The 25,153-nt window shown below is 70.9% G+C and carries 28 protein-coding genes; 15 read left to right on the top strand and 13 right to left on the bottom strand.

The window, feature by feature from the left end:
* Positions 1 to 30: 30 nt before the first annotated feature.
* Entirely contained in the window at positions 31 to 903 is an 873-nt protein-coding gene (gene folP / locus ABZS61_RS13465; protein ID WP_356418952.1) for a dihydropteroate synthase, read from the bottom strand.
* A gap of 453 nt (positions 904 to 1,356) precedes the next feature.
* Between folP and ABZS61_RS13470 the strand changes: the two genes are divergently transcribed.
* The gene (locus tag ABZS61_RS13470) at positions 1,357 to 1,788 is read left to right on the top strand and encodes a DivIVA domain-containing protein (RefSeq protein ID WP_356418955.1); all 432 of its coding nucleotides are present in this window, start codon (positions 1,357 to 1,359) and stop codon (positions 1,786 to 1,788) included.
* Entirely contained in the window at positions 1,785 to 2,387 is a 603-nt protein-coding gene (locus ABZS61_RS13475) for a DNA-3-methyladenine glycosylase I (RefSeq protein ID WP_356418958.1), read from the top strand. The genes ABZS61_RS13470 and ABZS61_RS13475 overlap by 4 nt, the downstream gene beginning before the upstream one ends.
* 74 nt (positions 2,388 to 2,461) lie before the next feature.
* Here the strand turns inward: ABZS61_RS13475 and ABZS61_RS13480 are convergent, their stop codons facing one another.
* Complete coding sequence (locus tag ABZS61_RS13480; RefSeq protein ID WP_356418961.1) at positions 2,462 to 3,274, bottom strand: enoyl-CoA hydratase-related protein; 813 nt, start codon at positions 3,272 to 3,274, stop codon at positions 2,462 to 2,464.
* Between the two features lie 314 nt (positions 3,275 to 3,588).
* Between ABZS61_RS13480 and ABZS61_RS13485 the strand changes: the two genes are divergently transcribed.
* Entirely contained in the window at positions 3,589 to 3,756 is a 168-nt protein-coding gene (locus tag ABZS61_RS13485) for a DUF3117 domain-containing protein (protein ID WP_003966491.1), read from the top strand.
* A gap of 84 nt (positions 3,757 to 3,840) precedes the next feature.
* Here the strand turns inward: ABZS61_RS13485 and ABZS61_RS13490 are convergent, their stop codons facing one another.
* Positions 3,841 to 4,506 carry an O-methyltransferase gene (locus tag ABZS61_RS13490; protein WP_356418964.1) on the bottom strand — a complete coding sequence of 222 codons (666 nt, stop codon included), beginning with the start codon at positions 4,504 to 4,506 and terminating at the stop codon, positions 3,841 to 3,843.
* Positions 4,507 to 4,684: 178 nt separating this feature from the next.
* Between ABZS61_RS13490 and sigE the strand changes: the two genes are divergently transcribed.
* The 5 genes from sigE to ABZS61_RS13515 all read left to right on the top strand — a co-directional run bounded on the left by sigE (position 4,685) and on the right by ABZS61_RS13515 (position 9,710).
* Positions 4,685 to 5,446, top strand: a complete 762-nt coding sequence (sigE, locus tag ABZS61_RS13495; RefSeq protein ID WP_356418967.1) for an RNA polymerase sigma factor SigE — start codon at positions 4,685 to 4,687, stop codon at positions 5,444 to 5,446.
* On the top strand, positions 5,443 to 6,411 hold the full coding sequence (locus ABZS61_RS13500; protein WP_356418970.1) for a zf-HC2 domain-containing protein: 969 nt from the start codon (positions 5,443 to 5,445) through the stop codon (positions 6,409 to 6,411). The genes sigE and ABZS61_RS13500 overlap by 4 nt, the downstream gene beginning before the upstream one ends.
* 90 nt (positions 6,412 to 6,501) lie before the next feature.
* Complete coding sequence (locus ABZS61_RS13505; protein WP_356418973.1) at positions 6,502 to 8,328, top strand: trypsin-like peptidase domain-containing protein; 1,827 nt, start codon at positions 6,502 to 6,504, stop codon at positions 8,326 to 8,328.
* Between the two features lie 120 nt (positions 8,329 to 8,448).
* Positions 8,449 to 8,922: a sec-independent translocase gene (locus tag ABZS61_RS13510; RefSeq protein WP_356418976.1), complete on the top strand. Its 474-nt coding sequence runs from the start codon at positions 8,449 to 8,451 to the stop codon at positions 8,920 to 8,922.
* Positions 8,923 to 9,047: 125 nt separating this feature from the next.
* Complete coding sequence (locus tag ABZS61_RS13515) at positions 9,048 to 9,710, top strand: hypothetical protein (protein ID WP_356418979.1); 663 nt, start codon at positions 9,048 to 9,050, stop codon at positions 9,708 to 9,710.
* Between the two features lie 108 nt (positions 9,711 to 9,818).
* Here ABZS61_RS13515 and ABZS61_RS13520 read toward each other — a convergent pair whose 3' ends face one another.
* Genes ABZS61_RS13520 through ABZS61_RS13530 form a run of 3 tightly spaced genes read right to left on the bottom strand, consistent with a single transcriptional unit; the run spans position 9,819 to position 12,819 of the window.
* A complete protein-coding gene (locus ABZS61_RS13520) occupies positions 9,819 to 10,952 on the bottom strand; it encodes an Mrp/NBP35 family ATP-binding protein (RefSeq protein WP_356418982.1) in 1,134 nt (377 codons plus the stop codon).
* Positions 10,953 to 10,994: 42 nt separating this feature from the next.
* The gene (locus ABZS61_RS13525) at positions 10,995 to 11,555 is read right to left on the bottom strand and encodes a DUF1003 domain-containing protein (RefSeq protein WP_356418985.1); all 561 of its coding nucleotides are present in this window, start codon (positions 11,553 to 11,555) and stop codon (positions 10,995 to 10,997) included.
* Entirely contained in the window at positions 11,545 to 12,819 is a 1,275-nt protein-coding gene (locus tag ABZS61_RS13530; RefSeq protein ID WP_356418989.1) for a CBS domain-containing protein, read from the bottom strand. Before ABZS61_RS13530 ends, ABZS61_RS13525 begins: the two co-directional genes overlap by 11 nt.
* Positions 12,820 to 12,993: 174 nt before the next feature.
* Between ABZS61_RS13530 and ABZS61_RS13535 the strand changes: the two genes are divergently transcribed.
* A complete protein-coding gene (locus ABZS61_RS13535; protein WP_356418992.1) occupies positions 12,994 to 13,758 on the top strand; it encodes a hypothetical protein in 765 nt (254 codons plus the stop codon).
* A gap of 37 nt (positions 13,759 to 13,795) precedes the next feature.
* On the opposite strand, the gene ABZS61_RS13540 is transcribed toward ABZS61_RS13535, so the two are convergent.
* Both ABZS61_RS13540 and ABZS61_RS13545 read right to left on the bottom strand, forming a co-directional pair.
* On the bottom strand, positions 13,796 to 14,314 hold the full coding sequence (locus ABZS61_RS13540) for a hypothetical protein (protein WP_356418995.1): 519 nt from the start codon (positions 14,312 to 14,314) through the stop codon (positions 13,796 to 13,798).
* Positions 14,315 to 14,326: 12 nt separating this feature from the next.
* Positions 14,327 to 15,442: a magnesium and cobalt transport protein CorA gene (locus tag ABZS61_RS13545; RefSeq protein WP_356418998.1), complete on the bottom strand. Its 1,116-nt coding sequence runs from the start codon at positions 15,440 to 15,442 to the stop codon at positions 14,327 to 14,329.
* A gap of 407 nt (positions 15,443 to 15,849) precedes the next feature.
* Here ABZS61_RS13545 and ABZS61_RS13550 point away from each other — a divergent pair, with 407 nt between their 5' ends.
* The 4 genes from ABZS61_RS13550 to ABZS61_RS13565 all read left to right on the top strand — a co-directional run bounded on the left by ABZS61_RS13550 (position 15,850) and on the right by ABZS61_RS13565 (position 18,847).
* Complete coding sequence (locus ABZS61_RS13550; RefSeq protein WP_356419001.1) at positions 15,850 to 16,434, top strand: suppressor of fused domain protein; 585 nt, start codon at positions 15,850 to 15,852, stop codon at positions 16,432 to 16,434.
* A gap of 79 nt (positions 16,435 to 16,513) precedes the next feature.
* Positions 16,514 to 17,158, top strand: a complete 645-nt coding sequence (locus ABZS61_RS13555; protein WP_356419004.1) for a DUF6758 family protein — start codon at positions 16,514 to 16,516, stop codon at positions 17,156 to 17,158.
* An 85-nt stretch (positions 17,159 to 17,243) separates the two neighbouring features.
* A complete protein-coding gene (locus ABZS61_RS13560; protein ID WP_356419007.1) occupies positions 17,244 to 18,110 on the top strand; it encodes a PHP domain-containing protein in 867 nt (288 codons plus the stop codon).
* Positions 18,111 to 18,241: 131 nt separating this feature from the next.
* Positions 18,242 to 18,847, top strand: a complete 606-nt coding sequence (locus ABZS61_RS13565) for a MarC family protein (protein WP_329207670.1) — start codon at positions 18,242 to 18,244, stop codon at positions 18,845 to 18,847.
* An 82-nt stretch (positions 18,848 to 18,929) separates the two neighbouring features.
* Here ABZS61_RS13565 and ABZS61_RS13570 read toward each other — a convergent pair whose 3' ends face one another.
* The gene (locus tag ABZS61_RS13570) at positions 18,930 to 19,082 is read right to left on the bottom strand and encodes a hypothetical protein (RefSeq protein ID WP_093692475.1); all 153 of its coding nucleotides are present in this window, start codon (positions 19,080 to 19,082) and stop codon (positions 18,930 to 18,932) included.
* A 211-nt stretch (positions 19,083 to 19,293) separates the two neighbouring features.
* Here ABZS61_RS13570 and ABZS61_RS13575 point away from each other — a divergent pair, with 211 nt between their 5' ends.
* Complete coding sequence (locus ABZS61_RS13575) at positions 19,294 to 20,205, top strand: NYN domain-containing protein (RefSeq protein ID WP_356419012.1); 912 nt, start codon at positions 19,294 to 19,296, stop codon at positions 20,203 to 20,205.
* A gap of 25 nt (positions 20,206 to 20,230) precedes the next feature.
* Here ABZS61_RS13575 and ABZS61_RS13580 read toward each other — a convergent pair whose 3' ends face one another.
* Together ABZS61_RS13580 and ABZS61_RS13585 are read right to left on the bottom strand one after the other, a co-directional pair.
* Positions 20,231 to 21,094 (bottom strand): alpha/beta fold hydrolase, encoded by an 864-nt coding sequence (locus ABZS61_RS13580; RefSeq protein WP_356419015.1) that lies wholly within the window; start codon positions 21,092 to 21,094, stop codon positions 20,231 to 20,233.
* A 102-nt stretch (positions 21,095 to 21,196) separates the two neighbouring features.
* Positions 21,197 to 23,176 carry a DEAD/DEAH box helicase gene (locus ABZS61_RS13585; RefSeq protein ID WP_356419018.1) on the bottom strand — a complete coding sequence of 660 codons (1,980 nt, stop codon included), beginning with the start codon at positions 23,174 to 23,176 and terminating at the stop codon, positions 21,197 to 21,199.
* Between the two features lie 474 nt (positions 23,177 to 23,650).
* On the opposite strand from ABZS61_RS13585, the gene ABZS61_RS13590 reads away from it, so the two are divergent.
* A complete protein-coding gene (locus ABZS61_RS13590; RefSeq protein ID WP_356419021.1) occupies positions 23,651 to 24,397 on the top strand; it encodes a ferritin-like fold-containing protein in 747 nt (248 codons plus the stop codon).
* A 28-nt stretch (positions 24,398 to 24,425) separates the two neighbouring features.
* Here ABZS61_RS13590 and ABZS61_RS13595 read toward each other — a convergent pair whose 3' ends face one another.
* The gene (locus ABZS61_RS13595) at positions 24,426 to 24,698 is read right to left on the bottom strand and encodes a hypothetical protein (protein WP_356419024.1); all 273 of its coding nucleotides are present in this window, start codon (positions 24,696 to 24,698) and stop codon (positions 24,426 to 24,428) included.
* Between the two features lie 211 nt (positions 24,699 to 24,909).
* On the bottom strand, positions 24,910 to 25,137 hold the full coding sequence (locus ABZS61_RS13600; RefSeq protein WP_329207656.1) for a DUF3107 domain-containing protein: 228 nt from the start codon (positions 25,135 to 25,137) through the stop codon (positions 24,910 to 24,912).
* Between the last annotated feature and the right edge of the window lie 16 nt (positions 25,138 to 25,153).

A 25,153-nucleotide genomic window follows, 5' to 3' on the forward strand; every position in this document is an offset into this window, starting at 1 on the left:
CGTCACGGCGCCCCCGTCCCGTCCCCCCGGCTACGCCAGTCCCCGGCGGGCCACCGCAGGTGCGCGGTGGCCCGCGATGGAGGCCACCATGTCCAGGACCTGCCGCGTCTCCGCCACCTCGTGCACCCGGTACACCTGCGCCCCCAGCCACGCCGACACGGCAGTCGTCGCGAGCGTGCCGATCACACGTTCCTTGACCGGCTTGTCGAGGGTCTCCCCGACGAAGTCCTTGTTGGACAGCGAGACCAGCACCGGCCAGCCCGTGGCCGTCATCTCGCCCAGCCTGCGCGTCGCCTCCAGCGAGTGCCGGGTGTTCTTCCCGAAGTCGTGGCCGGGGTCGATCATGATCCCGTCCGGCCTGACCCCGAGCCCGACGGCCCGCTCGGCGAGGCCGACCGTCACCCGCAGGATGTCCGCCATCACATCGTCGTACGTGACCCGGTGAGGCCGGGTCCGCGGTTCGGCGCCGCCCGCGTGCGTGCACACGAGCCCGGCCCCGTACCGTGCCGCGACCTCGGCGAGTCTCGGGTCGACGCCGCCCCACGCGTCGTTCAGGAGGTCCGCCCCGGCCTCGCAGACGGCCTCGCCCACGTCGTGGCGCCAGGTGTCCACGCTGATCACCACGTCCGGGTGGCGGCGGCGCACCTCGGCGACGAAGCCGACCGTGCGGCGGGCCTCCTCCTCGGCCGTCACCTCCTCGCCGGGGCCGGCCTTCACCCCGCCGATGTCGATGATCGCGGCGCCCTCCGACACGGCCTGTTCGACCCGGGAGAGCGCGGGTTCGTCGCGGAACGTCGCACCCTGGTCGTAGAAGGAGTCGGGGGTCCGGTTCACGATCGCCATGATCACCGGCTCGTGCGGCCCGAATTCCCGCCGCCCAAGCCTGAGCGCACCGCTTCGCATCCCTGGTTCCTCCTCGATAGGTCGCCTGCGACCCTAAGGCCTCTCGTTCGGATCTTGCTCGGCTCGCGTGCCCTGGCACCGCACCTCGCGGCGTTGTCGTCGGTCGGCGACGCTCCGCGTCGCCTCCTGCCTCCGCCTTGCGATGTACGGCACCGGACCCCGCTGCCTGGTCCAGCCTGATCCGGACGAAAGACCCTTGGGCCTCTCGTCCGGATCATGCCGGGCTCGCGGGGTCCGGCACGCACATCTGCGGCGTTGCCGTCGATCACCGACTTCCCCGGGCTCTCGTCTTCGCCCGAGCAGGGGAGGCCCCCTCGCGTTGCCGGGATCCTCCGCCTTGCGGCTGCACGCACCGGACCCCGCTCCCTGATGCGGCCCGGCCCGAACGAAAGACCCTAACTGTCGGTGCCGCATGGCACGATCTCACCCGGACAGGTTTCCGCTCCCGGGGAGATGCACGTGTTCTGGTTCTTGCTGCTCACGATGGCCGTGGTGGTGGCCGCGGTCACGCTCGCGGTGGTCGGCGGAGGCGGAAGTGCGGTGCTGCAGGACGTGGAGCCCGAGCGGCTCACCGACCCGCTGCCGGCCGACCGCCCGGTCGGCCGCGCCGATATCGAGGTCCTGCGGCTGCCGTTGGCGGTGCGCGGCTATCGCATGGCGGAGGTGGACGAGGCGCTGGGCAGGCTCGGTGCCGAGCTCGCCGAGCGGGACGCCCGCATCGCCGAACTGGAGTCTGCGCTCGCCGGCGCGCAGGCGACCGCGGTGACCGGCCCCGACCTGTTCAAGCGGCCGGGCGAGCCGCTCGGTGGGGAGAGCGCCAGGGACACCGGCCGCGACACCGGCCGTGACAACGGCAGGCCGCCGGGCGAGGAAGGCCCGCGATGAGCGACGCCCGGCCGGCCGCCGACGGCGGTCTGCGCTGCCCGTGGGGCCTGTCCACGGAGGACTACCTCGCCTATCACGACACGGAGTGGGGCCGCCCGGTCCACGGCGATGACGCCCTGTTCGAGCGGCTCTGCCTGGAGGCCTTCCAGTCCGGGCTCTCCTGGCTGACGATCCTGCGCCGCCGCGAAGGGTTCCGCAGCGCCTTCGCCGGGTTCAAGATCTCCGCCGTGGCGGAGTTCACCGACGCCGACAGGGAACGGCTCCTCGCCGACGCCGGCATCATCCGCAACCGCGCGAAGATCGACGCGACGATGGCCAACGCCAAGGTGCTGGCCGGCTGGGGCGAGGGCGAGCTGGACGCACTCATCTGGTCGTACGCCCCCGACCCGGCCGGCCGCCCCGCCCCGCGGGCCCTCGGTGACGTCCCGGCCGTCACCCCGGAATCCACGGCGCTGGCCAAGGACCTCAAGAAGCGGTCCATCCGCTTCGTCGGCCCCACGACGGCCTATGCCCTCATGCAGGCCTGCGGCCTCGTCAACGACCACCTGGCCGACTGCGTGGCCCGGGAGGCGCTCCAGGGCCCGTCCAGCGCATCCTGACCGGCTCCACGACGTCCGGTCCCGAGCCGCCGAACGGCCCCGGCGCTTCCTGCCGAGGCCGACGGGCCCGGCGGCTACCTGCCGAGATACTTCGGCCGCTGCTTGGCGAGGAACGCCTCGACGGCGATGGAGTGGTCCTGCGACGCGCCCGCCCGGGTCTGGAGCTCGTCCTCCTTCTCCAGCGACTCGGCGAGCGTGTGGCCCGCGCCGTACGCCATCGACGCCTTCAGCGCCGCGTACGACACCGTCGGCCCTTCTGCCAGGGCACGCGCCACCGCGAGGGCCTCCTCGGCCAGGTCGGCGGCCGGCACCACCTTGTTGGCGATGCCCAGCTCGTACGCCTCCTGCGCGGAGATCGAACGCGGGAAGAACAGCAGGTCGGCGGCGCGGCTCGCGCCGATCAGCCGGGGCAGCGTCCAGGAGACGCCCGAGTCCGCCGTCAGGGCAACGCCCGCGAAGGACGTGTTGAAGGCGGCCGTGTCGGCGACGACGCGGTAGTCGGCCGCCAGTGCGAATCCGAAACCCGCGCCCGCGGCGACCCCGTTGACCCCGGCCACGACGGGCTTCTCCATCTCGGTGATGGCCCGCACGATCGGGTTGTAGTGCTCCTTCACGGTGCTCAGCGCGTTGCCGCCGCCCGACTCGCGGGCCTCGGCGAGCTTGGAGACGTGCTCCTTGAGGTCCTGGCCCACGCAGAAGGCGCGCCCGGTGGCGGTGAGCAGAACTGCTCGTACGGCGGTGTCCTCGGCGACGGCTCGAAGGGCGTCGCGGAGCGCGACCTTGGCCGCGGTGTTCATGGCGTTCATCGCGTCGGGTCGGTTGATCGTGATCGTCGCGAGCCCGTCGCTGACGTCCGTGAGCACGGCGTCAGCCATGGTGTCGGCCATTCCTGGGTCCCCTTACGGCTCCGGCATTGTGCCTGTCCAGGCAAGCATGGCCGACTTCGCGCGGGCCGGAGATGTGACCTGCGTCTAACAATTGGCTCTCGGCTGAGGGCCGGTGGCGGCGCAGTATCGCAGCCGGATCGCCGAAATGGGTGGTTTTGAGAGAGTGCGTTGCGCAAGCGATGCAGACCGATGTTGGTCATCGGGGTCTCCGATGCGGGATAATGCGAAGGAAGCAATGTGTTCGACGCCGGTGAGGCAGCGCCTGTCATGGGGCCGCCGGTTGGGATGAGCTGGTTTCAGGAAGGGGAACGAGCATGGCGGCCATGAAGCCGCGGACGGGCGACGGCCCGCTCGAGGTGACAAAGGAGGGGCGGGGCATTGTCATGCGCGTTCCGCTCGAAGGCGGCGGTCGGCTTGTCGTCGAGCTGACTCCGGACGAGGCCGATGCACTCGGCGATGCCCTGAAGAAGGTCGTCGGCTGACGTAGACGCGCCCACACTTCGCCACTGCCCCGGCACCGATTCGGTGCCGGGGCAGTGGTGCGTCATGGATCAGGTGGTGCGGCCTCAGCCGCGCCGTACCGCGCACAGCAGCCCGTCGCCCACCGGCAGCAGTGTCGCCATCAGCTCCTGGCTCTCCCGCACCGCCCGCAACAGCTCGCGCAGGCGCAGCACCTCGGCCGGCTGGGCGGCGGAATCGATGGTGCGGCCGTCCGCGAACACGCCTTCGAAGCAGACGAGACCGCCGGGCCGCAGCAGGCGCAACGATTCAGCGAGGCAGTCCAGGCTCTCCAGCCGGTCACCGTCGCAGAAAACAAGGTCGTAGCCGCCGTCGGCGAGTCGCGGCAGTACGTCGAGGGCGCGCCCGGGGATGAACCGCGCCCGGTTCGTGGCGAAACCCGCCGCCCGGAACGCCTCGCGCGCGAACTGCTGGCGCTCCGGTTCCGGATCGACGGTGGTCAGTACGCCGTCGGGGCGCATCCCGTGCAGCAGATAGATGCCGGACACGCCCGTACCGGTGCCGATTTCGGCCACCGCCTTGGCGTCCGCGGCGGCAGCGAGCAGGCGCAGCGCAGCTCCGGTGCCTGGGGACACCGAGCGGAGCCCTGACTCGCGGGCCCGGTCACGGGCCCAGCGCAGAGCTGCGTCCTCGGCGACAAAGGCGTCGGCGAACGCCCAGCTTGTCTGCCGGTTGGCGGTAATGACCCTCTCCTGTCCCCGTAGTTGGCGCAACGGTGACTGTATCCGCTGGACCCGGGAACCCGCAGATGGGACCGGGCGTTAGGTAGGGGCAGGGGAAAACACGTGGACCGGACCCGCTCACCGGGCCCGGAATATGGCCCTTGTTCCCGGGTACGCCCGGGCACCGGCAGATAAAAAGGCTTATCCGGAGCTAACAGGCGAGGTGGCTATGGTAGGGGCTCCACTGGACACCACCGGAGCCGATAGGGGAGGTGCGGCTGCGCCTGTGGATCGGGGAGGAGTGCTGCGGCGCTTTCTCAGGTCAGCTGGTGAGCCGAAATCCGTGACCAACATTGCTGACCGTTCTTCCAACGATTCCGCACCGACCGCGACCTTCGCCTCAGATGCGGATTCTCAGGCGTGGACCCCGCCCTCATGGGAAGAGATCGTCAGCACGCACAGCGGTCGCGTGTACCGCCTTGCCTACCGGCTGACGGGAAACCAGCACGACGCCGAAGACCTCACGCAAGAGGTTTTCGTCCGTGTCTTCCGCTCGCTGTCGACGTACACGCCCGGTACCTTCGAGGGCTGGCTGCACCGGATCACGACGAATCTCTTCCTGGACATGGTCCGCCGCAAGCAGCGGATCCGTTTCGACTCCCTGGGTGACGACGCCGCGGAGCGGCTGCCGAGCCGGGAGCCGTCCCCGCAGCAGGTCTTCAACGACACCCACTTCGACGCGGACGTCCAGCAGGCGCTGGACACCCTCGCGCCCGAGTTCCGTGCCGCGGTCGTCCTCTGCGACATCGAGGGCCTCTCGTACGAGGAGATCGCCGCCACGCTCGGCGTGAAGCTCGGGACCGTGCGCAGCCGTATCCACCGAGGCCGCTCGCACCTGCGCAAGGCGCTGCAGCACCGTTCGCCGGAGGCCCGCGCCGAGCAGCGTTCGCTGGCGGACGCGGTCCTGGCAGGGGAGGGCGGATCGGCGTGAGCGCCACAGGTCCGACCCCCGCGGAGCAGCATCTGGGGGACCGCCTCGCCGCGCTTGTCGACGGCGAGCTCAAACACGACGCCCGGGAGCGGGTCCTCGCCCACCTGGCGACCTGTTCCAGGTGCAAGGCCGAGGCCGACGCCCAGCGGCGGCTGAAGAGCGCCTTCGCGACCGCCACCCCTCCCTCGCCCTCCGAGGGGTTCCTTGCCCGTCTGCAGGGCCTTCCCGGGGGCCCCGGGAGTGACGACGACGGCCCGAGCCGCCCCTTCGGCAGTGGACGGCGCTTCGGGGAGGGACTCTTCCCTGAACTGCAGCACCCCGGCGCACGCCCGGGAACGACCCCCGGGTCCTCACCGCTGGACGGGTTCGGCTACCTCCCCACCGCGCACGGCTCCACCGCTGTACTGCCGGGCGGCCCGGCAGCATCGACCTTCCGCATCCACGACGTGGGCCGCGAGGCCGACCGTTCGCCGTGGCGTGCCCGACGCTTCGCGTTCGCCGCGGCAAGTGCCGTCTCGCTGGCGGCCATTGCGCTCGGCGGCGCCCTGCCCCTGGACCAGGGGCCCGACGCGCCGTTCAGCGCGGAGGGCTCAGGAAACAACGTGACGCCGCTCGACGCCGACGCACGGACCGGCAGTGCCAGTGCTGCGGCAAGCCGCGGTGGCGGCGGTGCTCTCGCGGTCGGCCCGGCCACTGCCGCCGCGCCCTCGCACCCCGCCCCGTCGTCATCCGCCCGCCCGGTGCTCGCCGCCGCGCCGTCGATGCTCAGCACCACGATGCTGAGCGGGCACTCGTACACGTACCCGGTGCTGAACGTGAGCGTTCCGCCGCTGATACGCCCGACCGACGCCGGCCCGCTCTTCTCGGCCGCGCTCGGTGGGGGAGCGGACCCGAAGCCGGCGCCCACGGCGACGGCCGCGCCGCAGCTCCGTGACTACGCGATGCCGCTTTCCCCCTTGCGCTGACGGGGACCCTGCGCACGGATTCGCAAACCTGGTTGAATTCCGGGAGGGACGCCCCTGTGGGGGCGTGCAGAGGCCAGTTGCGGGGAGAGCATGGACGACGGAAAGCCCAGCGGGCCGAAGGCGAAGTGGTGGAGCCGTCCCTCGACGGGACGTGCTGTCCCTGCCGAGCCGGAGGACTCGACGTCCGTCGCGGCCGAGGGCACCGTGGTCCACGGGACGTCACCGGAGCCGGCGGCCGAAGCAGCACCCCGGCCCGCCCCCGCAGTCGCCGAGCCGCCCGCGCCTCCGCTCGCCGAGCCGCCTGCGCCCGTCGAGGCGCCGGCCCCCCGTGCACAGCCGCTGCACGCTCCCGACGAGTACAGCACCCCGCCCTACGGCGGCCCGGGCCCGTGGGCGCCCGCGCCGCCCGTGCAGCGCCCGGTGCCGACCCCGGCGCACGGCACTCCGGTCCCCCCGCCCTACGCGGGGACGAACGGGCAAGGGACGGCCCTCCAGGCCGCAGCACCGGCACCCCTGCACGCCACGGCACCGGCACCTCTCCACACTGCGGCACCGGCACCCCTCCACGCCCCGGCACCTGTCGCCCAGGGCCCCGGTGAGGCGTACGCAGCCCCGCCCCGGACCCAGCCCCATGCGGTGCCGCAGCAGCATCACCACAGCGCGTCCCCGCAGCCGCAGCAGCCCCACCCCGCCCAGCACGAGCTCCAGCCGCAGACCTCCCAGTGGCTGCGCTACGACCCGTGGGGTGCGCCCCAGCAGCCACTCACGCACGCCGGCCCGCCCCTCGGCGCCGACCCGCAGCCCCGCAGGCGCCGCCGTGGAACCGCCCTGATCGGTGCCGCGCTGCTCGCTCTCGTCGCAGGCGGGATCGGCGGCGGCATCGGTGCCTACGCCGAGCGCAACGGGGGTCTGACCACGGTCGAGCTCCCGCAGGCCGGCCGGGACAGCGGAGGCCGGGCGCCCGACAGTGTCGCGGGCATCGCGTCCAGCGCGTTGCCCAGCGTGGTGACCCTGCACGTCAGCGGATCCGCCGAGTCCGGTACGGGCACCGGCTTCGTACTCGACAAAAAGGGCCACATCCTCACCAACAACCACGTGGTCGCCCCCGCGGGTTCCAACGGGGACATCACCGTCACCTTCAGCGGGGGAGAGACCGCGGCCGCCGAGATCGTCGGCAAGGACAGCGGCTACGACCTGGCTGTCGTCAAGGTGACCGGTGTGTCGGGCCTCAAGCCCCTGCCCCTGGGGAATTCCGACAACGTGCAGGTCGGCGATCCGGTGGTGGCCATCGGCGCTCCCTTCGACCTGTCCAACACGGTCACGTCCGGCATCATCAGCGCCAAGCAGCGGCCCATCACCGCGGGCGGCGAGAAGGGCGACGGCTCGGACGTCAGCTATGTCGACGCCCTGCAGACGGACGCCCCGATCAACCCCGGCAACTCAGGTGGCCCGCTCGTCGACTCCGAGGCCCATGTCATCGGGATCAACAGCGCCATCCGCGGCGCCGACAGCGGCTCAGGCCTCGACGGCGGGCAGTCCGGCTCCATCGGCCTCGGCTTCGCGATACCGATCAACCAGGGCAAGCGCGTCGCCGAAGAGCTGATCAACACGGGCAAGGCCACCCACCCGGTGATCGGCGTCACGCTGGACATGAAGTTCACCGGCGACGGAGCCAAGGTCGGCGGGAAGGGTGCCGACGGCGGGTCCGCGGTCACGGCGGACGGTCCCGCCGACAAGGCCGGCATCAAGCCGGGCGACATCATCACCGAGGTGGAGGGCGGGCGTGTGCACAGCGGCGAGGAACTGATCGTCAAGATTCGTGCCCACCGGCCGGGCGACCGGCTCGGCCTCCGGCTGACCCGGGATGGCAAAGAGCTGTCCATGACCTTGACGCTCGGCTCGGCGAGCGGCACCTGACGGCCACCGGCAGGTACCGCCCGGACAGCTCGGCCGGGTACCGTGGAGCCGGTCCGGGCCCCTGACGACCTGGTGGCGGAGAACCGCGGAGAACACGCAGAGAACACGAGGAGCAGCAAGGTGTTCAATGACATAGGCGCACTCGAGCTGCTGACGCTCGTGGTTCTTGCCGTGCTCGTATTCGGTCCTGAGAAGCTGCCGAAGGTCATCCAGGACGTCACGCGCACCATCCGCAAGATCCGTGAGTTCTCGGACAGCGCCAAGGAAGACATCCGCTCGGAGCTCGGCCCGCAGTTCAAGGACTTCGAGTTCGAGGATCTCAATCCCAAGACCTTCGTCCGCAAGCAGCTCATGGACGGCAACGACGACCTGGGGCTCAAGGAGATCCGCGAGAGCTTCGACCTCCGCAAGGAGATGGCCGACGTCACCGACGCGGTGAACGGCCGTGAGAGCGCGTCCTCCGCATCCGGCGCCGGTGCTGCGGCAGCGTCCGCCGTCGGCGCGTCGGCCGGTGGCTCCGCGCCCGATCTGCTCAAGAAGCCTGCCCAGCCTGCGAAGGACGAGCGTCCGCCCTTCGACGCAGACGCCACCTGAGACCGGTCAATCCCGACTCGTCCGGACGGTATGGCTATTCTCCATCTGTCCGGTTGCGAGGTTGCCCATGCCCACGGGGGGAGGGCCGCTCCGGATCAGTGAAGATCGAGGAGGCGGCCGGACAGATGGAGACGACGAGTCGGGTAGGGGCGGAAGACGCGCCCAGCGCAGTCACCGCAGAGGGGGTGCCGGCGACCCGGCGTACTGTCGACGGCTATCTCAAGGCGCCGTTCCCCTGGTACGGGCTGGACGGGGCGTTCACCGGTCCGCGCTGGCTGATGCAGGTCACCGCCTCGGCGGACGGCACCGTTCAGCACGGTTCCACCGGGCACGGCGAGGAGCCGGTGGTGCGGGCCGACGCGGGCGCCGAGAAGGCTCGCTTCGCGGTGGTCGTGACGGTGGCCAGCAGTCCGGTACGGCGCAGTGGTGACGGCACCGGTGTGCTGGACGCCACCACCGTATCCTCGGCGGCCTGGCTGGCGGGCTCCGGTCTGCTGGCCTGCACATGGCCTCCGCAGATGGACCACACCCTGCGCAACGAATGGCTGAACCAGCAGACCGAGACCGCGTTCGAACTCGCCGACGACCTGGGCGAGGCGCCGTGGTCGACGCTCTCCCTGCCGGTGGACGGCTTGCCGGTGGAGTTCCACTACCGCGAGTCCGAGTTCGGCTGGGTGCTGGCGGGTTCGGCGCCCGACGGGGTGCACATCGGCGCGTACGGACGCGGGATGAGCGCCTACGGCCTGGGCTTCGCCGTGGTCGGCGACATCGCCGCGTACGACAACTGAGCGAGCGCGAGGCGGCGAGCGGACGCGCGGCGTCGCGCGGACAGCCGTAGGCGACAGCGGTCAGGGGCGGCGCCTCCGAAGAGGTGCCGCCCCTGACCCGTGGACCGCTCAGAACTTGTTGCGCGGGGTGAGCCCCAGCGACATGCCGGACAGGCCGCGCTGACGGCCGCTCAGCTTCTCCGCGATGGACCGCAGTGCGGCGCCGGCCGCGGAGTCCGGGTCGGACAGCACGACGGGCTTGCCCTCGTCGCCGCCCTCGCGCAGGCGCACGTCGATCGGGATGGTGCCCAGGACCGGCACCTCGGCGCCCACCGTCTTCGTCAGTCCCTCGGCGACCCTTTGGCCACCGCCCGAGCCGAACACGTCGATGATCTCGTCGCAGTGCGGGCACGGCATCCCCGACATGTTCTCGACGACGCCGACGATCTTCTGATGGGTCTGCACGGCAATGGACCCGGCCCGCTCGGCGACCTCGGCGGCGGCCTGCTGGGGGGTCGTGACGACGAGGATCTCGGCGTTCGGCACGAGCTGTGCCACGGAGATCGCGATGTCACCGGTGCCCGGCGGCAGGTCGAGCAGCAGGACGTCCAGGTCGCCCCAGTACACGTCGGCGAGGAACTGCTGCAGCGCGCGGTGCAGCATGGGCCCGCGCCACACCACCGGGGCGTTGCCCGGGGTGAACATGCCGATGGAGATCACCTTCACGCCGTGCGCCGACGGCGGCATGATCATGTTCTCGACCTGGGTGGGCTTGCCGTCCGCGCCGAGCATCCGGGGCACGCTGTGCCCGTAGATGTCCGCGTCGACCACGCCGACCTTGAGTCCGTCGGCCGCCATCGCCGCGGCGAGGTTCACGGTCACCGAGGACTTGCCGACGCCGCCCTTGCCGGACGCGACCGCGTAGACGCGCGTCAGCGAGCCGGGCTTGGCGAACGGCACCTCACGTTCCGCCGTGCCGCCGCGCAGCGAGGAGGCGAGCTCCTTGCGCTGCTCGTCGCTCATCACGTCAAGGGTGACCTCGACCCGCGACACGCCCTCGACGCGGGCCACCGCGTCGGTCACGTTCTTGGTGATCGTCTCTCGCATCGGGCAGCCGGAAACCGTGAGGTACACGGTGACAGCGACCACACCGTCAGGATCGATCTCGACCGATTTCACCATGCCCAGCTCGGTGATCGGTCGGTGGATCTCCGGGTCGTTCACTGTCGCCAGTGCTTCACGCACCGCGTCTTCCGTAGCCATAGGACGATGGTACGGCGCCGGTGCCTACGCGCGGGTAGCCCCTCAGCGGTCGCCTTCGTCACTCTCGACCTGGAAGAGGACCTGGCGCTCCTCCATGTCCTTCACCATGGCCTCCAGCTCCGAGCGGATCCAGTCCCGGGTGGCGACCTCGCCGAGACCCATCCGGAGCGCCGCGATCTCGCGGGTGAGGTACTCGGTGTCCGCGATCGACCGCTCGTTCTGCTTGCGGTCCTGCTCGTGGGTCACCCGGTCACGGTCGTCCTGGCGGTTCTGCGCGAGGAGGATCAGCGGGGCCGCGTACGAGGCCTGGAGGGACAGCATCAGGGTCAGGAAGATGAACGGGTACTGATCGAACCGGAACTTCTCCGGCGCGAAGATGTTCCACACCACCCACAGGATGATGATCAGCGTCATCCAGACGATGAACCGTCCCGTACCCAGGAAACGGGCGATGCGCTCCGAGAAGCGGCCGAACGCCTCGGGGTCGTACTCCGGCAGCAGCCGGCGCCGCGGGGCCTTCGGCTGGTCGAGCCGGGGCCGCGGGGGGCGTACGAGGCCCGACGCGCCGGTCGACGCGGCTCTCGGGCGGTCCTCACCGGCCATCGGCGATCCCCTCCTCGCCCTGGAAGTCGGTCTCGCGCCAGTCCTCGGGCAGCAGGTGGTCGAGCACGTCGTCGACGGTCACCGCGCCCAGCAGCGACCCGGTCTCGTCCACCACGGGAACGGAGACCATGTTGTACGCGGCCAGGAAACTGGTCACGGCCGACAGCGGGGTGTCCGGCGTCAGCGGTACGAGGTCGCTGTCGATGAGCGAGCTGACCAGCGTGAACGGTGGATCGCGCAGCAGCCGCTGGAAGTGCACGGTGCCCAGGTACTTGCCGGTCGGGGTCTCGTCCGGTGCCCTGCAGACGTACACCTGCGCGGCCAGCGCCGGGGAGAGGTCCTGCTGCCGGACCCTGGCCAGCGCGTCCGCGACCGTCGCGTCCGGGCGCAGGATGATCGGCTCGGTCGTCATCAGACCGCCCGCGGTCCGCTCCTCGTACGACATGAGGCGGCGTACGTCGGCGGCGTCGTCCGGCCGCATCAGCGCCAGCAGCCGTTCCTTGTCCGCCTCCGGCAGCTCCGAGAGCAGGTCGGCCGCGTCGTCCGGGTCCATCGCCTCCAGGACGTCCGCCGCGCGGTCCTCCTTGAGCTTGCCGAGGATCTCCACCTGGTCGTCCTCGGGGAGCTCCTCCAGTACGTCCGCGAGCCGGTCGTCGTCCAGGGCCGCGGCGACCTCGGCCCGGCGCTTGGGCGACAGGTGGTGCAGGGCGTTGGCGACATCCGTCGGACGCAGCCGTTCGAAGGTGGCGACCAGGCTCTCGGCACCCTGGCCGTGCTCGTCCAGCGAGAAGCCGCTGATGGCGGACCACTCCACGGTCAGGGTCTCGCCCTTGCGGCGCAGCGCGCCGCCGCGTCCCTTGCGTACGAAGAACTTGTCGATCTCCCAGTCGCGGCGGGCCGGCAGCTGCTGGATCGCGACATCGAGGACGGTGACCTCCTCGTCGGTTTCGACCAGGTGCACCCGCCGGTCAAGGATCTCGCCGAGAACGAGTCGCTCGGTCGGGCGCTGCTCGAAGCGCCGCATGTTGACCACTCCGGTGGTGATGACCTGGCCCGACTCGACGCCCGTCACCCGGATCATCGGCAGGAAGATCCGCCGCCGGCTCACCACTTCGACGACCATCCCGAGCAGCCGCGGCGGTTTGCCGCCGACGCGCAGCATGGCCACCAGATCGCGGACACGGCCGACCTGGTCGCCGTTGGGGTCGAAGACCGGCACACCGGAGAGGTGCGAGACGAAGACACGAGGAGCGCCTGCTGCCATCCTGTGCGCCTCCCTGAAGTCCCTCACGCCCTCCTTTGCGTGATCAGGCTAGCCCGTACCGCGACGGTGTGCGCCGGTGGACCCGTCCGTACGGCGCACTGCCGATTGGCGTACGCGGCACAGGTACGCTGCCGTCTGCCACCCCCCGACACACAGACGAGAGGCAGTGCGCCCGTGACCTCTTCCGCCCCGGCCGTCCGGGCCCATCGCCGGACCGCTCTCGCCGTGGTGCTCTGCGCGGGCCTGACCGCCGCGCTCACGGCCTGCGCCGGAGAGGACCCGGACAAGGGGACCAACGGTGTCGGCAAGCTGACCGCAGTCCAGATCGACGGCAAGGCGCGGGCCGCCGCGGACGCCTCGGACGCGGTGAGGCTCACCGGCAAGCTGGTCAGCAAGGGGGGCACGTACACCCTGAACATGCAGCTCAGCGCCGATGGTGGCACCGGATCGGTCACCTCGAAGCAGAGCACGTTCGCCTTGCTGCGGATCGGTGACGAGCTCTTCCTCAAGGCCGACGCGGGGTTCTGGAACCACGCGGACACGGGCGACGGCGACAACGAGGGCGACCGGGCCGCCGCGGACAAGCTGCAGGGCAAGTACGTGAAGGTCCCGCAGGACGACCCGACCTACAAGCAGCTGCGCGGCTTCACGGAGAAGAAGACGCTGCTCGACGGCATGCTCGCTCTGCACGGGAAGGTCAACAAGGGCGACCGCGACACGATCGGCGGGGTTCGTACCGTGCAGATCATGGGTGGAGAGGGTGAGGGCGGCGCGCTCGACGTCTCCCTGGAGGGCACCCCGTATCCGCTGCGCGTGGCGCGTGGCGGGGGCGGCGGCATCGTCACCCTCGCCGACTGGGGCAAGGCCTTCCCGCTGGAGGCGCCGCCCGAGAGTGCCACCGTCGACTACGGCGGCCAGCTCCCCAAGTCCTCCGGCTGAGCGCGGCGCCCTCCGCCGGCCCTCCCCGGCCGGTTCGTCAGTTCTTCCTGCGGCGCTTGAGCAGCAGTCGGGGAAGCGCGGCGGGCGCGGGCCGCCGCGTGGTCGCCCCGGTGGGCAGCGGAGCAGCGGCCAGGGAGCCGTCCGGCACCTCCGTACGGGAGGCGCCCGGCGTCAGCCGTACCACCCGGCACTCCCGCGCCCACCGGTCGGTCATCTGTTCGGCGTCCGGTGCGTTCAGCCGCTTGCCCTTGAGCTCGGCGACCGCCGCCTCCCACTCCTCGGAGTGCGGTTCCAGCACGGCGACCGCAGCGGTCCAGGCGACGAGCCTGCCGCCCTTGTCCTTGCTGCGCACGGTCACTTCGGCTGCGCCGCCGTCCACGAGGCCCTCGGGGAGCGGCTGCTCCCCGGGCCCGTCGCCGACGAGCACGGCCGCGGCCTCGTGCCAGACGTGCCACAGGGCCCGGGCGGGGCCGGTGCCCCGCACCCAGATCAGGCCGGACTTCTTGGTGGCCTCTTCGACGAGAGCCCGGCCCAGCAACACGTCAGCAGCAGTCATGCCCGAACTCTATTAGAGCCAGCCGTTGCGCTTGAGGCTGCGGTGGATGGTGAAGCAGACGATTCCGATGACGCCCATCACCACCGGATAGCCGTACGTCCACTCCAGCTCCGGCATGTGATCGAAGTTCATGCCGTACACGCCGCAGATCATCGTCGGTACCGCGATGATGGCGGCCCAGGACGTGATCTTGCGCATGTCCTCGTTCTGCGTCACCGTCGCCTGCGCCAGATTGGCCTGAAGGATCGAGTTGAGCAGCTCGTCGAAGCCGATGACCTCTTCGTGCACGCGGGCGAGGTGGTCGGCGACATCGCGGAAGTACTTCTGGATGTCGGGATCGATCAGCCGCATCGGGCGCTCGCTCAGCAGCTGCATGGGCCGCAGCAGCGGCGACACGGCGCGCTTGAACTCCAGTACCTCGCGCTTCAGCTGATAGATCCGGCCCGCGTCCGAACCGCGCGGACCGCCCTTCGCCGGCGTGGAGAACACATCGATCTCCACCTCGTCGATGTCGTCCTGCACCGAAGCGGCCACCGCGATGTACCCGTCGACCACATGGTCGGCGATGGAGTGCAGCACGGCGGACGGGCCCTTGGCGAGCAGCTCCGGGTCGTCCTGGAGCCTGTGGCGCAGGGCGCGCAGCGAGCCCTGTCCGCCGTGCCGGACGGTGATGACGAAGTCCCGCCCGGTGAAGCACATCACCTCACCGGTCTCGACGACCTCGCTGGTCGCGGTCAGTTCGGCGTGCTCGACGTAGTGGATGGTCTTGAAGACGGTGAACAGCGTGTCGTCGTACCGCTCCAGCTTGGGCCGCTGGTGGGCGTGGACGGCGTCCTCGACGGCGAGCGGGTGGAGACCGAACTCCCGTGCGATACCGGCGAATTCCTCCTCGGTCGGCTCGTGCAGGCCGATCCAGGCGAATCCGCCTTCCTCGCGCACGCGCAGCATCGCCTCGTGCGGGGTCTGGCAGACGTCGGCCGCGAGCCGGCGTCCGCCCTGGTAGACCGCGCAGTCGACGACCGCACTGGAGACGGTCGGGTCGCGGGTGGTGTCGTAGCTGTTGTACGGCGTGTTGCTCTTGCGCAGGGACGGGCGCACGGCGGCGCGCAGGTCGCGGATCATCGACAAGGCTGACTCCTTCACGGAGGGCCGTCGGCGGGGGCGTGGAACAGCCCGGAATGGGGACGTGCGCTCACGTCCGCAAAGCGGGCGGCACCGCGCAGGCGCGATGACGGCGTTCGCTACAGACAGGCAAAAACGAGGGGCTCTTCCGTTGCGCGAACTGCCGCGAGGACGTCCTGGGAGGGCGTCAGACCACAGAAGGTAGGCGTCGTGCGGAAGAGCGGTTGGTACTGCACGGTCGACTTGGATCCACCGCAGCCCCACCTCCTCCGGCCGGTCCCCCGTGGGGGATCACGTGTACCGGGACTGAGAGCATCGCTTGGCGTGCTGTCCCGGCCGACGGCCCAGGCTATCAGCCACCCCGGGGCCAATCCGTACCTTTGCCCGTTCGAAACGCGTTCTATGCTCGCGGCATGGGAGAAATTCTTGCTCTGGTCGAGGCCCGGCTCCGTACGGCCCTGGGCGAACCGGACGCACGCGCCGATGTGACGTTCCTCGGCACGGACCGTATCGAGGTGCTCCGCTTCATCGACGGCGACGTGGTGCGCTACGCCACGCTCGGCATGTCCGGACAGCCGATGGCCGACCCCACCTCGCCCCTCGCCGACCCGGTGAAGGGCCCGCGCGCGGAACTGGTCCTGTCGGTACGGGCCGGCCTCGCCGACACCGACCAGGTGCTGCGGCCGCTCGCCGTGCTGGCCGCCTCCCCGCAGGTCGAGGGACTGATCGTGGCTCCGGGCGCGTCGCTGGACCTCGGCCAACCGCTGTGGTCCGGGGCGCCGTTCAACTCCGTGCTCGTGGCCGAGCCGGGCGGTCTGGTCGAGGACCTGGAACTGGACGAACCGATGGACCCGGTGCACTTCCTGCCGCTGCTGCCGATGACCCACAACGAGGCGGCCTGGAAGCGGGTCAGGGGGGCGCAGGAACTGCAGGAGCGCTGGCTGTCCCACGGGACGGATCTGCGTGACCCGCTGCGTTCCTCGGTACCCCTGGACTGACCGGGTCCACCGGGTCGCCGCGCTGCGGACGGGTGATCGTCCTTGACGCGGCGACGACCCAGGAGGACCGTTGGGCCCTATGAGGGGCGAACCCAGTTGCCCGAAGTGCGGTGGCCGGGTCAGGGCGCCCGGTCTGTTCGCCGATTCCTGGCAGTGCCCCGTGCACGGCCAGGTGCACCCGATGCAGCCGGTGATCCCACCCAGTGTCGAGGCGCTGGGCGTGGTGGTGCACCGGGCACAGGTGCCGGTGTGGATGCCGTGGCCGCTCCCGGTCGGCTGGCTGTTCACGGGCGTGGCGTACGCCGGTGACGACCGCAGCGGCGGCCGGGCGACCGCTGTGGCCTGCTCCGGCCCCGGTCCGCTCGGAGGCATGGGCGAGCTGCTGCTCGTCGCCGAGGAGCTCGGCGTAGGGCTCGGCGCGCGCTACGCGGGCATCGAGGGCCTGGACCCCGGTGCCGGATTCGGTGTCGAGGGCGCACCGGACGCCAAGGTGCACGCCGCAGGACGCCCCACCCCGCTGTGGCACGTCAAGGACGCCCCGGACGACCGGGCGGTCTTCGCGGGCGAAGCACGCGGTCTGTGGCTCTGGGCGATCCTCTGGCCCGAACAGTCCGGGCTCCTGATGTACGACGAACTGGTGCTGACCGATCTGCGCGACGCCGGCGCGGAGGTGGACCTCCTCCCGTGCGGGGCGCTCACGCCCCGGCTGCTCACGCCGCCCTGACCGGGGTCGCGGCGACGGGGCCGGGCGCGCCCGGCGGTTATCCTTGACCGTCCCCCTGTCCGCAGCCCGCCCTGGAGTACGCGTCGTGCGCATCGATCTGCACACCCACTCCACCGCGTCGGACGGCACGGACACCCCCGCCGAGCTGGTGGCCCGTGCCGCGGCGGCGGGCCTGGACGTCGTCGCCCTCACCGACCACGACACGGTGGGCGGGCACGCGGAAGCCGCCGCCGCCCTTCCCGAGGGCCTCACGCTCGTCACCGGCGCCGAACTCTCCTGCCGCATCGACGGCATCGGCCTGCACATGCTGGCGTACCTCTTCGACCCCTCGGAGCCCGAACTGGCGCGCGAGCGCGAGCTCGTGCGGGACGACCGGGTGCCGCGCGCCCGGGCGATGGTGGTCAAGCTCAGGGAACTCGGTGTCCCGGTCACCTGGGAGCAGGTCGCGCGGATCGCCGGGGACGGCTCCGTGGGCCGTCCCCACATCGCCACCGTGCTGGTGGACCTCGGTGTCGTCGACACGGTCTCCGACGCCTTCACGCCGGCCTGGCTCGCGAACGGCGGACGGGCTTACGCGGAGAAGCACGAACTCGACCCGTTCGACGCGATCCGGCTGGTCAAGGCGGCGGGCGGCGTCACCGTCCTCGCCCATCCGCTCGCCGTCAAGCGCGGCGACGTGGTGCCCGAGGCGGCGATCGCCCGTCTGGCGGCCGCGGGGCTCGACGGCATCGAGGTGGACCACATGGACCACGACGTGCCCACCCGGGCCCGGCTGCGCGGCCTCGCGGGCGACCTGGGGCTGTTGCCCACCGGGTCCAGCGACTACCACGGCACCCGCAAGACCGTACGGCTCGGGGAGTACACCACCGATCCCGAGATCTACGGGGAGATCACCCGGCGCGCCACGGGAGCTTTCCCGGTGCCGGGAGCCGGTGGGCCCCGCCGGGCGTAACGCGCCTCCCGCACGCACCTCCTTCCTGTCTCCGGCGGCACCCCTGTCGCCCCCTCGCAGCGTCCGGCCGTCCTCCCGGCCCCGGACATGCGCACCTCTGTTCGGCCCGCTCTTCTCTCGCAAGGCTCACTGTGTTCGACGTCGCTGTCTTCGGATCCCTCTTTCTCACCCTTTTCGTGATCATGGATCCCCCCGGAATCACCCCGATCTTCCTGGCCCTCACCGCGGGCCGCCCCGCCAAGGTGCAGCGCAGGATGGCTCTGCAGGCGGTCGCGGTCGCCTTCGGGGTGATCGCCGTCTTCGGTCTGCTCGGTCAGCAGATCCTCGACTACCTGCATGTCTCCGTTCCCGCGCTGATGATCGCGGGCGGGCTGCTCCTGCTGCTGATCGCGCTGGACCTGCTCACCGGCAAGACGGACGAGCCGACGCAGACCAAGGACGTCAACGTGGCTCTCGTCCCGCTGGGAATGCCGCTGCTCGCAGGGCCCGGTGCCATCGTGTCGGTGATTCTGGCGGTGCAGCACGCGGACGACGCGGCCGGTCAGCTCTCGGTGTGGTCGGCGATCATCGCCATGCACGTCGTGCTCTGGGTGACCATGCGCTATTCGCTGCTGATCATCCGTGTGATCAAGGACGGCGGTGTGGTCCTGGTGACCCGGCTCGCCGGAATGATGCTCTCGGCCATCGCCGTCCAGCAGATCATCAACGGGGTCACCCAGGTCATCCAGAACTCCTGACGCATCCGGACAGCACGGCGCCCCCGCACAGACCTTCCGTGCGGGGGCGCTTCTCTTCAACGGCGCAAAGCGGTGTAAGGCGTTACGAAGCCGAGCTGTCGGCCGGCCGGATGTAGATGCGCTGGCCTATTGCCGCAGCCTGCTGCACGATCCGGTTGACGGAGGCGGCGTCCACGACGGTGCTGTCCACGGCGGTACCGTCGACATCGTCGAGTCGCATGATCTCGAAGCGCATATGGCTTCCCTTCGTCTGATCCTCCTGCTGGAGAACTACTGGGGAGGACGGGCTGGCCGTCCGCAAGGATGAAGAGCGCAAGGCGTCTGCGTCTCGCGCTCCACAGGGGGTACAACGGCTTGCCCTCTACAAACATTCCCTACGCTAAGGAAATTTTTTGGATGTCTAAGTACCCTTCAGTAACTGAGCATGCGCAGACAATGAGGACCGCATGAACCACGCGGACACGCGGCCGGACGAAGGACCAGGCATCCGCGAGCAACTGGACCGCACGAACGAGCTGCTCCAGCGCGTGCTCGCGGAGGTGTCCAAGACGCCCTCCACCCACGCGATCTTCGTGGACGCGGGCTACGTGTACGCCGCGGCCGGGCTGCTCGTCACCGGCACCGAGGACCGCCGTTCCTTCGATCTCGACGCCGAAGGGCTGATCGAGGCCTTCATCGACAAGGCCCGCACGATCTTCGCGGACAGCAGGCTGCTGCGCGTCTACTGGTACGACGGGGCCAGGCGCAGGATCCACACCGTCGAGCAGCAGTCCATCGCGGAGCTCCCCGACGTCAAGGTCAGACTCGGCAACCTCAACGCCAACAACCAGCAGAAGGGCGTCGACTCGCTGATCCGGACCGACCTCGAGTCGCTGGCCAGGCACCGGGCCATCAGCGATGCGGCACTCGTCGGCGGCGACGAGGACCTGGTCTCGGCCGTCGAGGCGGCACAGGGCTACGGGGCCCGCGTCCACCTCTGGGGCATCGAGGCCGGCGAAGGCCGCAACCAGGCCGAGCCCCTGCTCTGGGAGGTCGACAGCCAGCGCACCTTCGACCTCGACTTCTGCCAACCGTACGTGACCCGGCGCCCCGTCACGATGTACGAGGACGACAGCCCGGCACCGGCCCGTGAGGACGTCCGCTTCGTCGGCGCTCAGATCGCCGCCACCTGGCTCTCCTCGCGCGGCCGGGAGTCCCTCGCCGACCTGCTGCCGGGGCACCCCTATCTGCCGGGCTCCGTCGACCAGGACCTGCTCGTCGAGGCAGAGCGGCTGCTCCAGCACTCGCTGCGCGGCCACGCGCATCTGCGGCGAGCGCTGCGCGACGGCTTCTGGCAGCACCTGCAGGCCCAGTACTGACCTCCGGCCGACGCCGTACCGGAGATCAGGGGCTGTTCCAGAAGGAGACGAGCGCCGCCGCCGTCACCTCCGGCCTGGCCGTGTTGGGGGAGTGCTCGGCTCCCTCGATCACGGTGCGCCGCGCACCCAGCCGCCGCGCCATGTCGTCCAGCAGCGGCACGGGCCAGACGTCGTCGACCTCGCCCGACACCACGTGCACGGGCAGGGGCAGGGCGGCGAGCTCGGCCACCCGGTCCGGCTCGGCCGAGAGCTGGGCGCCCGTGGCGATCAGCTGCGCGGGGTGGTGGCGCATCCAGCGGCGACGCAGGTCCTCGCCGTCCCCGGTGTCCGCGTCTTCGGGCGGATCGAGGGCGCGCATGGCCTGCCAGACGTCGGCCATGCTCCAGCGGGTCAGAGCGTCGCTGAGCAGCTGCGCCTTCTTCTGCTGGGCGGGGGCGATCTCGGCCGGTCCGGATGACATCAGGGTCAGCGAACGGAACGGCGAGGCGTCGAGCAGCACCGCGGCGCGGGCGATCTGGCCGCCCAGGGAGTGCCCGAGCAGATGGATCGCGCCGGTTGCGGCGGAGCCGTCCGGGCCGGTGAGCGCAGCGGCCTGGGCCAGCACATCACGAGCCAACTCCACCTGCCTATAAGAGTCCTGACGGTCCGTTCCCTCGGTCTCGTACTGGCCGCGGCCATCGACGGACACCACTCGGAACCCGGCATCCGCCAGAGGCTCGAGCAGGGCGATGAAGTCCTCCTTGCTGCCGGTGTACCCGGGCAGCAGAAGGGCGGTCGAGTGCGCTCCGGTACGCGGTGCGGCGTCCAGTACGGCGAAGTCCCCGCGCGCGGTACGCAGCATGCGGGCACGGGCACAGGGGGGCGGGGCGAAGGTGGGCGGCCGGCTCATGGGGCGAGGTTATCGCCGGTGGCGGTACCGCGCCCGGGAACGCGTACGGCCCCGGTCCCCGCAGGTGCGGGAACCGGGGCCGTACGGGACGGGCCCGAGTGATCAGCCTTCGGTCGTCGCCGTCTCGGCGGCGGCCGTCGTCGCGCGGGCACGACGACGGCGCGGCTTCGCAGGAGCCTCGTCCCCGGCCACGGCGACGCTCGCCACGGTCTCGGAGACTCCGGCCTCCGCCTTCACGGCGGCACGCGGCCGGCGACGGCGCGGCTTCGTCTCCGCGGCCTCCTCGGTGGCGGCCGGAGCGGCTGCCACCGCCTCGGTCTTCGGCTTGGCGGCGGCACGGGGCCGACGGCGGGCCTTGGTGTCGGGCACGGGCTCGGACGCCGGAGCGATCTGGAAGTCGACCTCGTCGACGACCGGCCTGACGACACGGGCACGGCGGCGGGGCTTGGTGACGGGCTCCGCCACCGGTGCGGCGGAGGCCACGGTCTGGAAGTCGACCACGGGCTCGGCGGCCGGGGCCACCGTCACCGTCTCGGCGACCGCCTTCGCGGTGGTGGTCCGGGCGCGGCGGCGGCGCGGCTTCGCGTCGGCCTCCGGCTCGGCCTCGGCCACGGCGCTCTCGACGACAGCAGGTGCGGCCGGAGCCTCGGCCACTGCCACCGCGGACTCCACGACGCCCTCGGGGGCGCCGACGCGGGCACGGCGACGGCGGCGCGGGGTGCGCGCCTCCGCCTGCTCCTCGCCGGCCTCCGTGGACGGCGCGGGCACGGTGACGGCGCCTTCCTCGGACGCGCTGCCGGCCCGTGTGCGACGACGCTGACGCGGGGTGCGCGGGGCGCGCTCCTCACGGGGGGCGGGGGCGGTCGCGGCGGACTTGCGGCCGCGACCGCCGGTCTCGCCGAGGTCCTCGAGCTCCTCGGCCCGCAGACCCGCACGGGTCCGCTCGGTCCGCGGCAGAACACCCTTGGTGCCTGCGGGGATGTCGAGGTCCTCGTACAGGTGCGGCGAGGTGGAGTACGTCTCGACCGGGTCCGGGAACTTCAGGTCCAGGGCCTTGTTGATCAGCTGCCAGCGCGGGATGTCGTCCCAGTCGACCAGCGTGATCGCGATGCCCTTGGCACCCGCACGGCCGGTACGGCCGATGCGGTGGAGGTAGGTCTTCTCGTCCTCCGGCGACTGATAGTTGATGACATGGGTCACACCCTCGACATCGATACCGCGCGCGGCGACATCGGTGCAGACGAGGACATCCACCTTGCCGTTGCGGAACGCGCGCAGTGCCTGCTCACGGGCACCCTGGCCGAGGTCGCCGTGGACCGCGCCGGACGCGAAACCGCGCTTCTCCAGCTGGTCGGCGATGTCGGCCGCCGTGCGCTTCGTACGGCAGAAGACCATGGCCAGTCCGCGCCCGTTGGCCTGGAGGATGCGGGAGAGCATCTCCGGCTTGTCCATGTTGTGCGCGCGGTAGACGTGCTGCGCGGTGTTCTTGACGGTCGTGCCCTCGTCGTCGGGCGACGTGGCGTTGATGTGCGTCGGCTGCGACATGTAGCGGCGCGCGAGGGAGATGACAGCGCCCGGCATGGTGGCCGAGAACAGCATCGTCTGGCGCTTCGGCGGCAGCATCGTGATGATGCGCTCGACGTCGGGCAGGAAGCCCAGGTCGAGCATCTCGTCGGCCTCGTCGAGGACGAGGACGCGGATGTGCGAGAGGTCGAGCTTGCGCTGGCCCGCGAGGTCGAGCAGACGGCCCGGGGTGCCGACGATCACATCGACGCCCTTCTTGAGGGCCTCGACCTGGGGCTCGTACGCCCGGCCGCCGTAGATCGCGAGAACGCGGACATTACGGACCTTGCCGGCGGTGAGCAGGTCGTTGGTGACCTGCTGGCACAGCTCGCGGGTGGGGACGACGATGAGAGCCTGCGGCGCGTCGGTGAGCTTCTCCGGCGCGGCGCGGCCCGACTCGACGTCGGCGGGGACGGTCACACGCTCCAGGAGCGGAAGACCGAAACCGAGCGTCTTGCCCGTGCCGGTCTTGGCCTGGCCGATGACGTCGGACCCGGAGAGCGCTACGGGGAGCGTCATCTCCTGGATGGGGAAGGGGGACGTGATGCCGACGGCCTCAAGGGCTTCGGCCGTCTCGGTAAGGATTCCGAGGTCGCGGAAGGTAGTCAGGGTGCTGCCTCTTCTGTGAGACGCGGCCCGAGGCGAACGCTGGGGGTCGTACCGTGCCGGGGTTGGTCATCCGGCCGTGGATGGGCCGGGTGGCGCGGGACCACTGCCGTCGCTCGAGCGCTCGTGCCGCTGAGGGGGCCCCTCATCTGCGGTCGTACGTGTCGCACATACCGCGTGGAGGGCTGTCGGGTCGGAGCCGATCGGGCCACCGACCGGGCATCCTCATTCAAGGTCGCGCTTCTGGCACATGACAATGCTCAGTAAGCGCAATACCACTGTACCCCGGATTCGCGCATGTGTGTTGGGCGAATTCATCGGAACGGTGTGATGTCTCCGGCTGACCAGGCCCTTCCGTCCCGGGGCGGGCGGGCTATTCTGCGCTCCATGGAGACGCCTGACAACGCCACTGAAGCATCCGACGAAGCCCCCGCACCCACCGGGATCGCCGCCCAGGACTGGGCCACCGCGTCCGCCGACCCGCAGTACCGTGCCGCAGTCGTGGATCTGCTGGGCGCGCTCGCCTACGGCGAACTGGCGGCCTTCGAGCGGCTCGCCGAGGATGCGAAACTCGCGCCGACACTCGGCGACAAGGCGGCACTGGCAAAGATGGCGTCCGCCGAATTCCATCATTTCGAGCAGCTGACGGACCGGCTCACCGCGATCGAGGAGGAGCCGACGGCGGCCATGGAGCCGTTCGCCAAAGCCCTGGACGACTTCCACCGGCAGACCGCCCCCTCGGACTGGCTCGAGGGCCTCGTCAAGGCGTACGTCGGCGACTCGATCGCCAGCGACTTCTACCGTGAGATCGCGGCCCGCCTCGACACAGACACCCGCTCCCTCGTGCTGTCCGTGCTCGACGACACGGGCCACGGCAACTTCGCGGTCGAGAAAGTACGGGCCGCCATCGAGGCGGAACCCCGTGTGGGCGGCCGGCTCGCGCTCTGGGCCCGGCGGCTGATGGGGGAGGCGCTCTCCCAGGCCCAGCGGGTGGTCGCCGACCGCGATGCCCTGTCGACGATGCTCGTGGGCGGAGTCGCGGACGGCTTCGACCTGGCCGAGGTCGGCCGGATGTTCTCCAGGATCACCGAAGCCCACACCAAGCGGATGGCCGCACTCGGCCTGGCGGCCTGAGCGACGACCCCGCTGGGCCCTGACGCCGCTACTGGGCCGCCGCGGACCGGACCGGCCGGCTGCGGCGCGGGCGGATGAGCAGCGACAGGGTCACCGCCCCGACCAGCACCGCGCCGACCAGTGTCGCCAGGACATGGCCGGAGCCCAGTGCCGAGTGCGTCAGATACGCCCCGAACAGGGCCCCGAGCGCCCCGGTGAGGAGCACGGTGCGGGGGGACGGGAGCCGGCCGGGCAGCCGGCGGAGCGCGACCCAGGACAGGGCGAGTCCGAGCACGACGGAGCTGATGGATTCCCAGAGCACAGAGTGTCACCTCGCTTGATTGCGCGGCGGTCAGATCGGTCGTAGGCGGTATTACCCGGGGCCGCGGAATGCAACCCTCCCCTGCCCCCGGGAAACCCCTCCGGGGGAAAACCGGTGGTGAAACGGTTGGGACGGGAAAACGGGGACAGCGGAAGAGGCCCGGCGGATGTCGTCCGCCGGGCCTCTTCCGCTGTCTCTCGGGTCGCGCGACCTACAGCGCGCCGAACCCCACCCGTCGGGTGCTGGGCTCGCCGATCTCCACGTACGCGATCCGGTCGGCCGGTACGAGAACCTTGCGGCCCTTGTCGTCCGTGAGGCTGAGCAGCTGCGCCTTGCCGCTGAGCGCCTCGCCGACCGCGCTCTCGACCTCTTCGGCGGAAAGCCCGCTCTCCAGAATGATCTCCCGGGGCGTGTGCTGCACCCCGATCTTGACCTCCACGGCTATGTCCCTCCGA

This window comes from Streptomyces sp. NPDC005566 (assembly GCF_040605575.1).
Classification (GTDB): Bacteria; Actinomycetota; Actinomycetes; order Streptomycetales; family Streptomycetaceae; genus Streptomyces.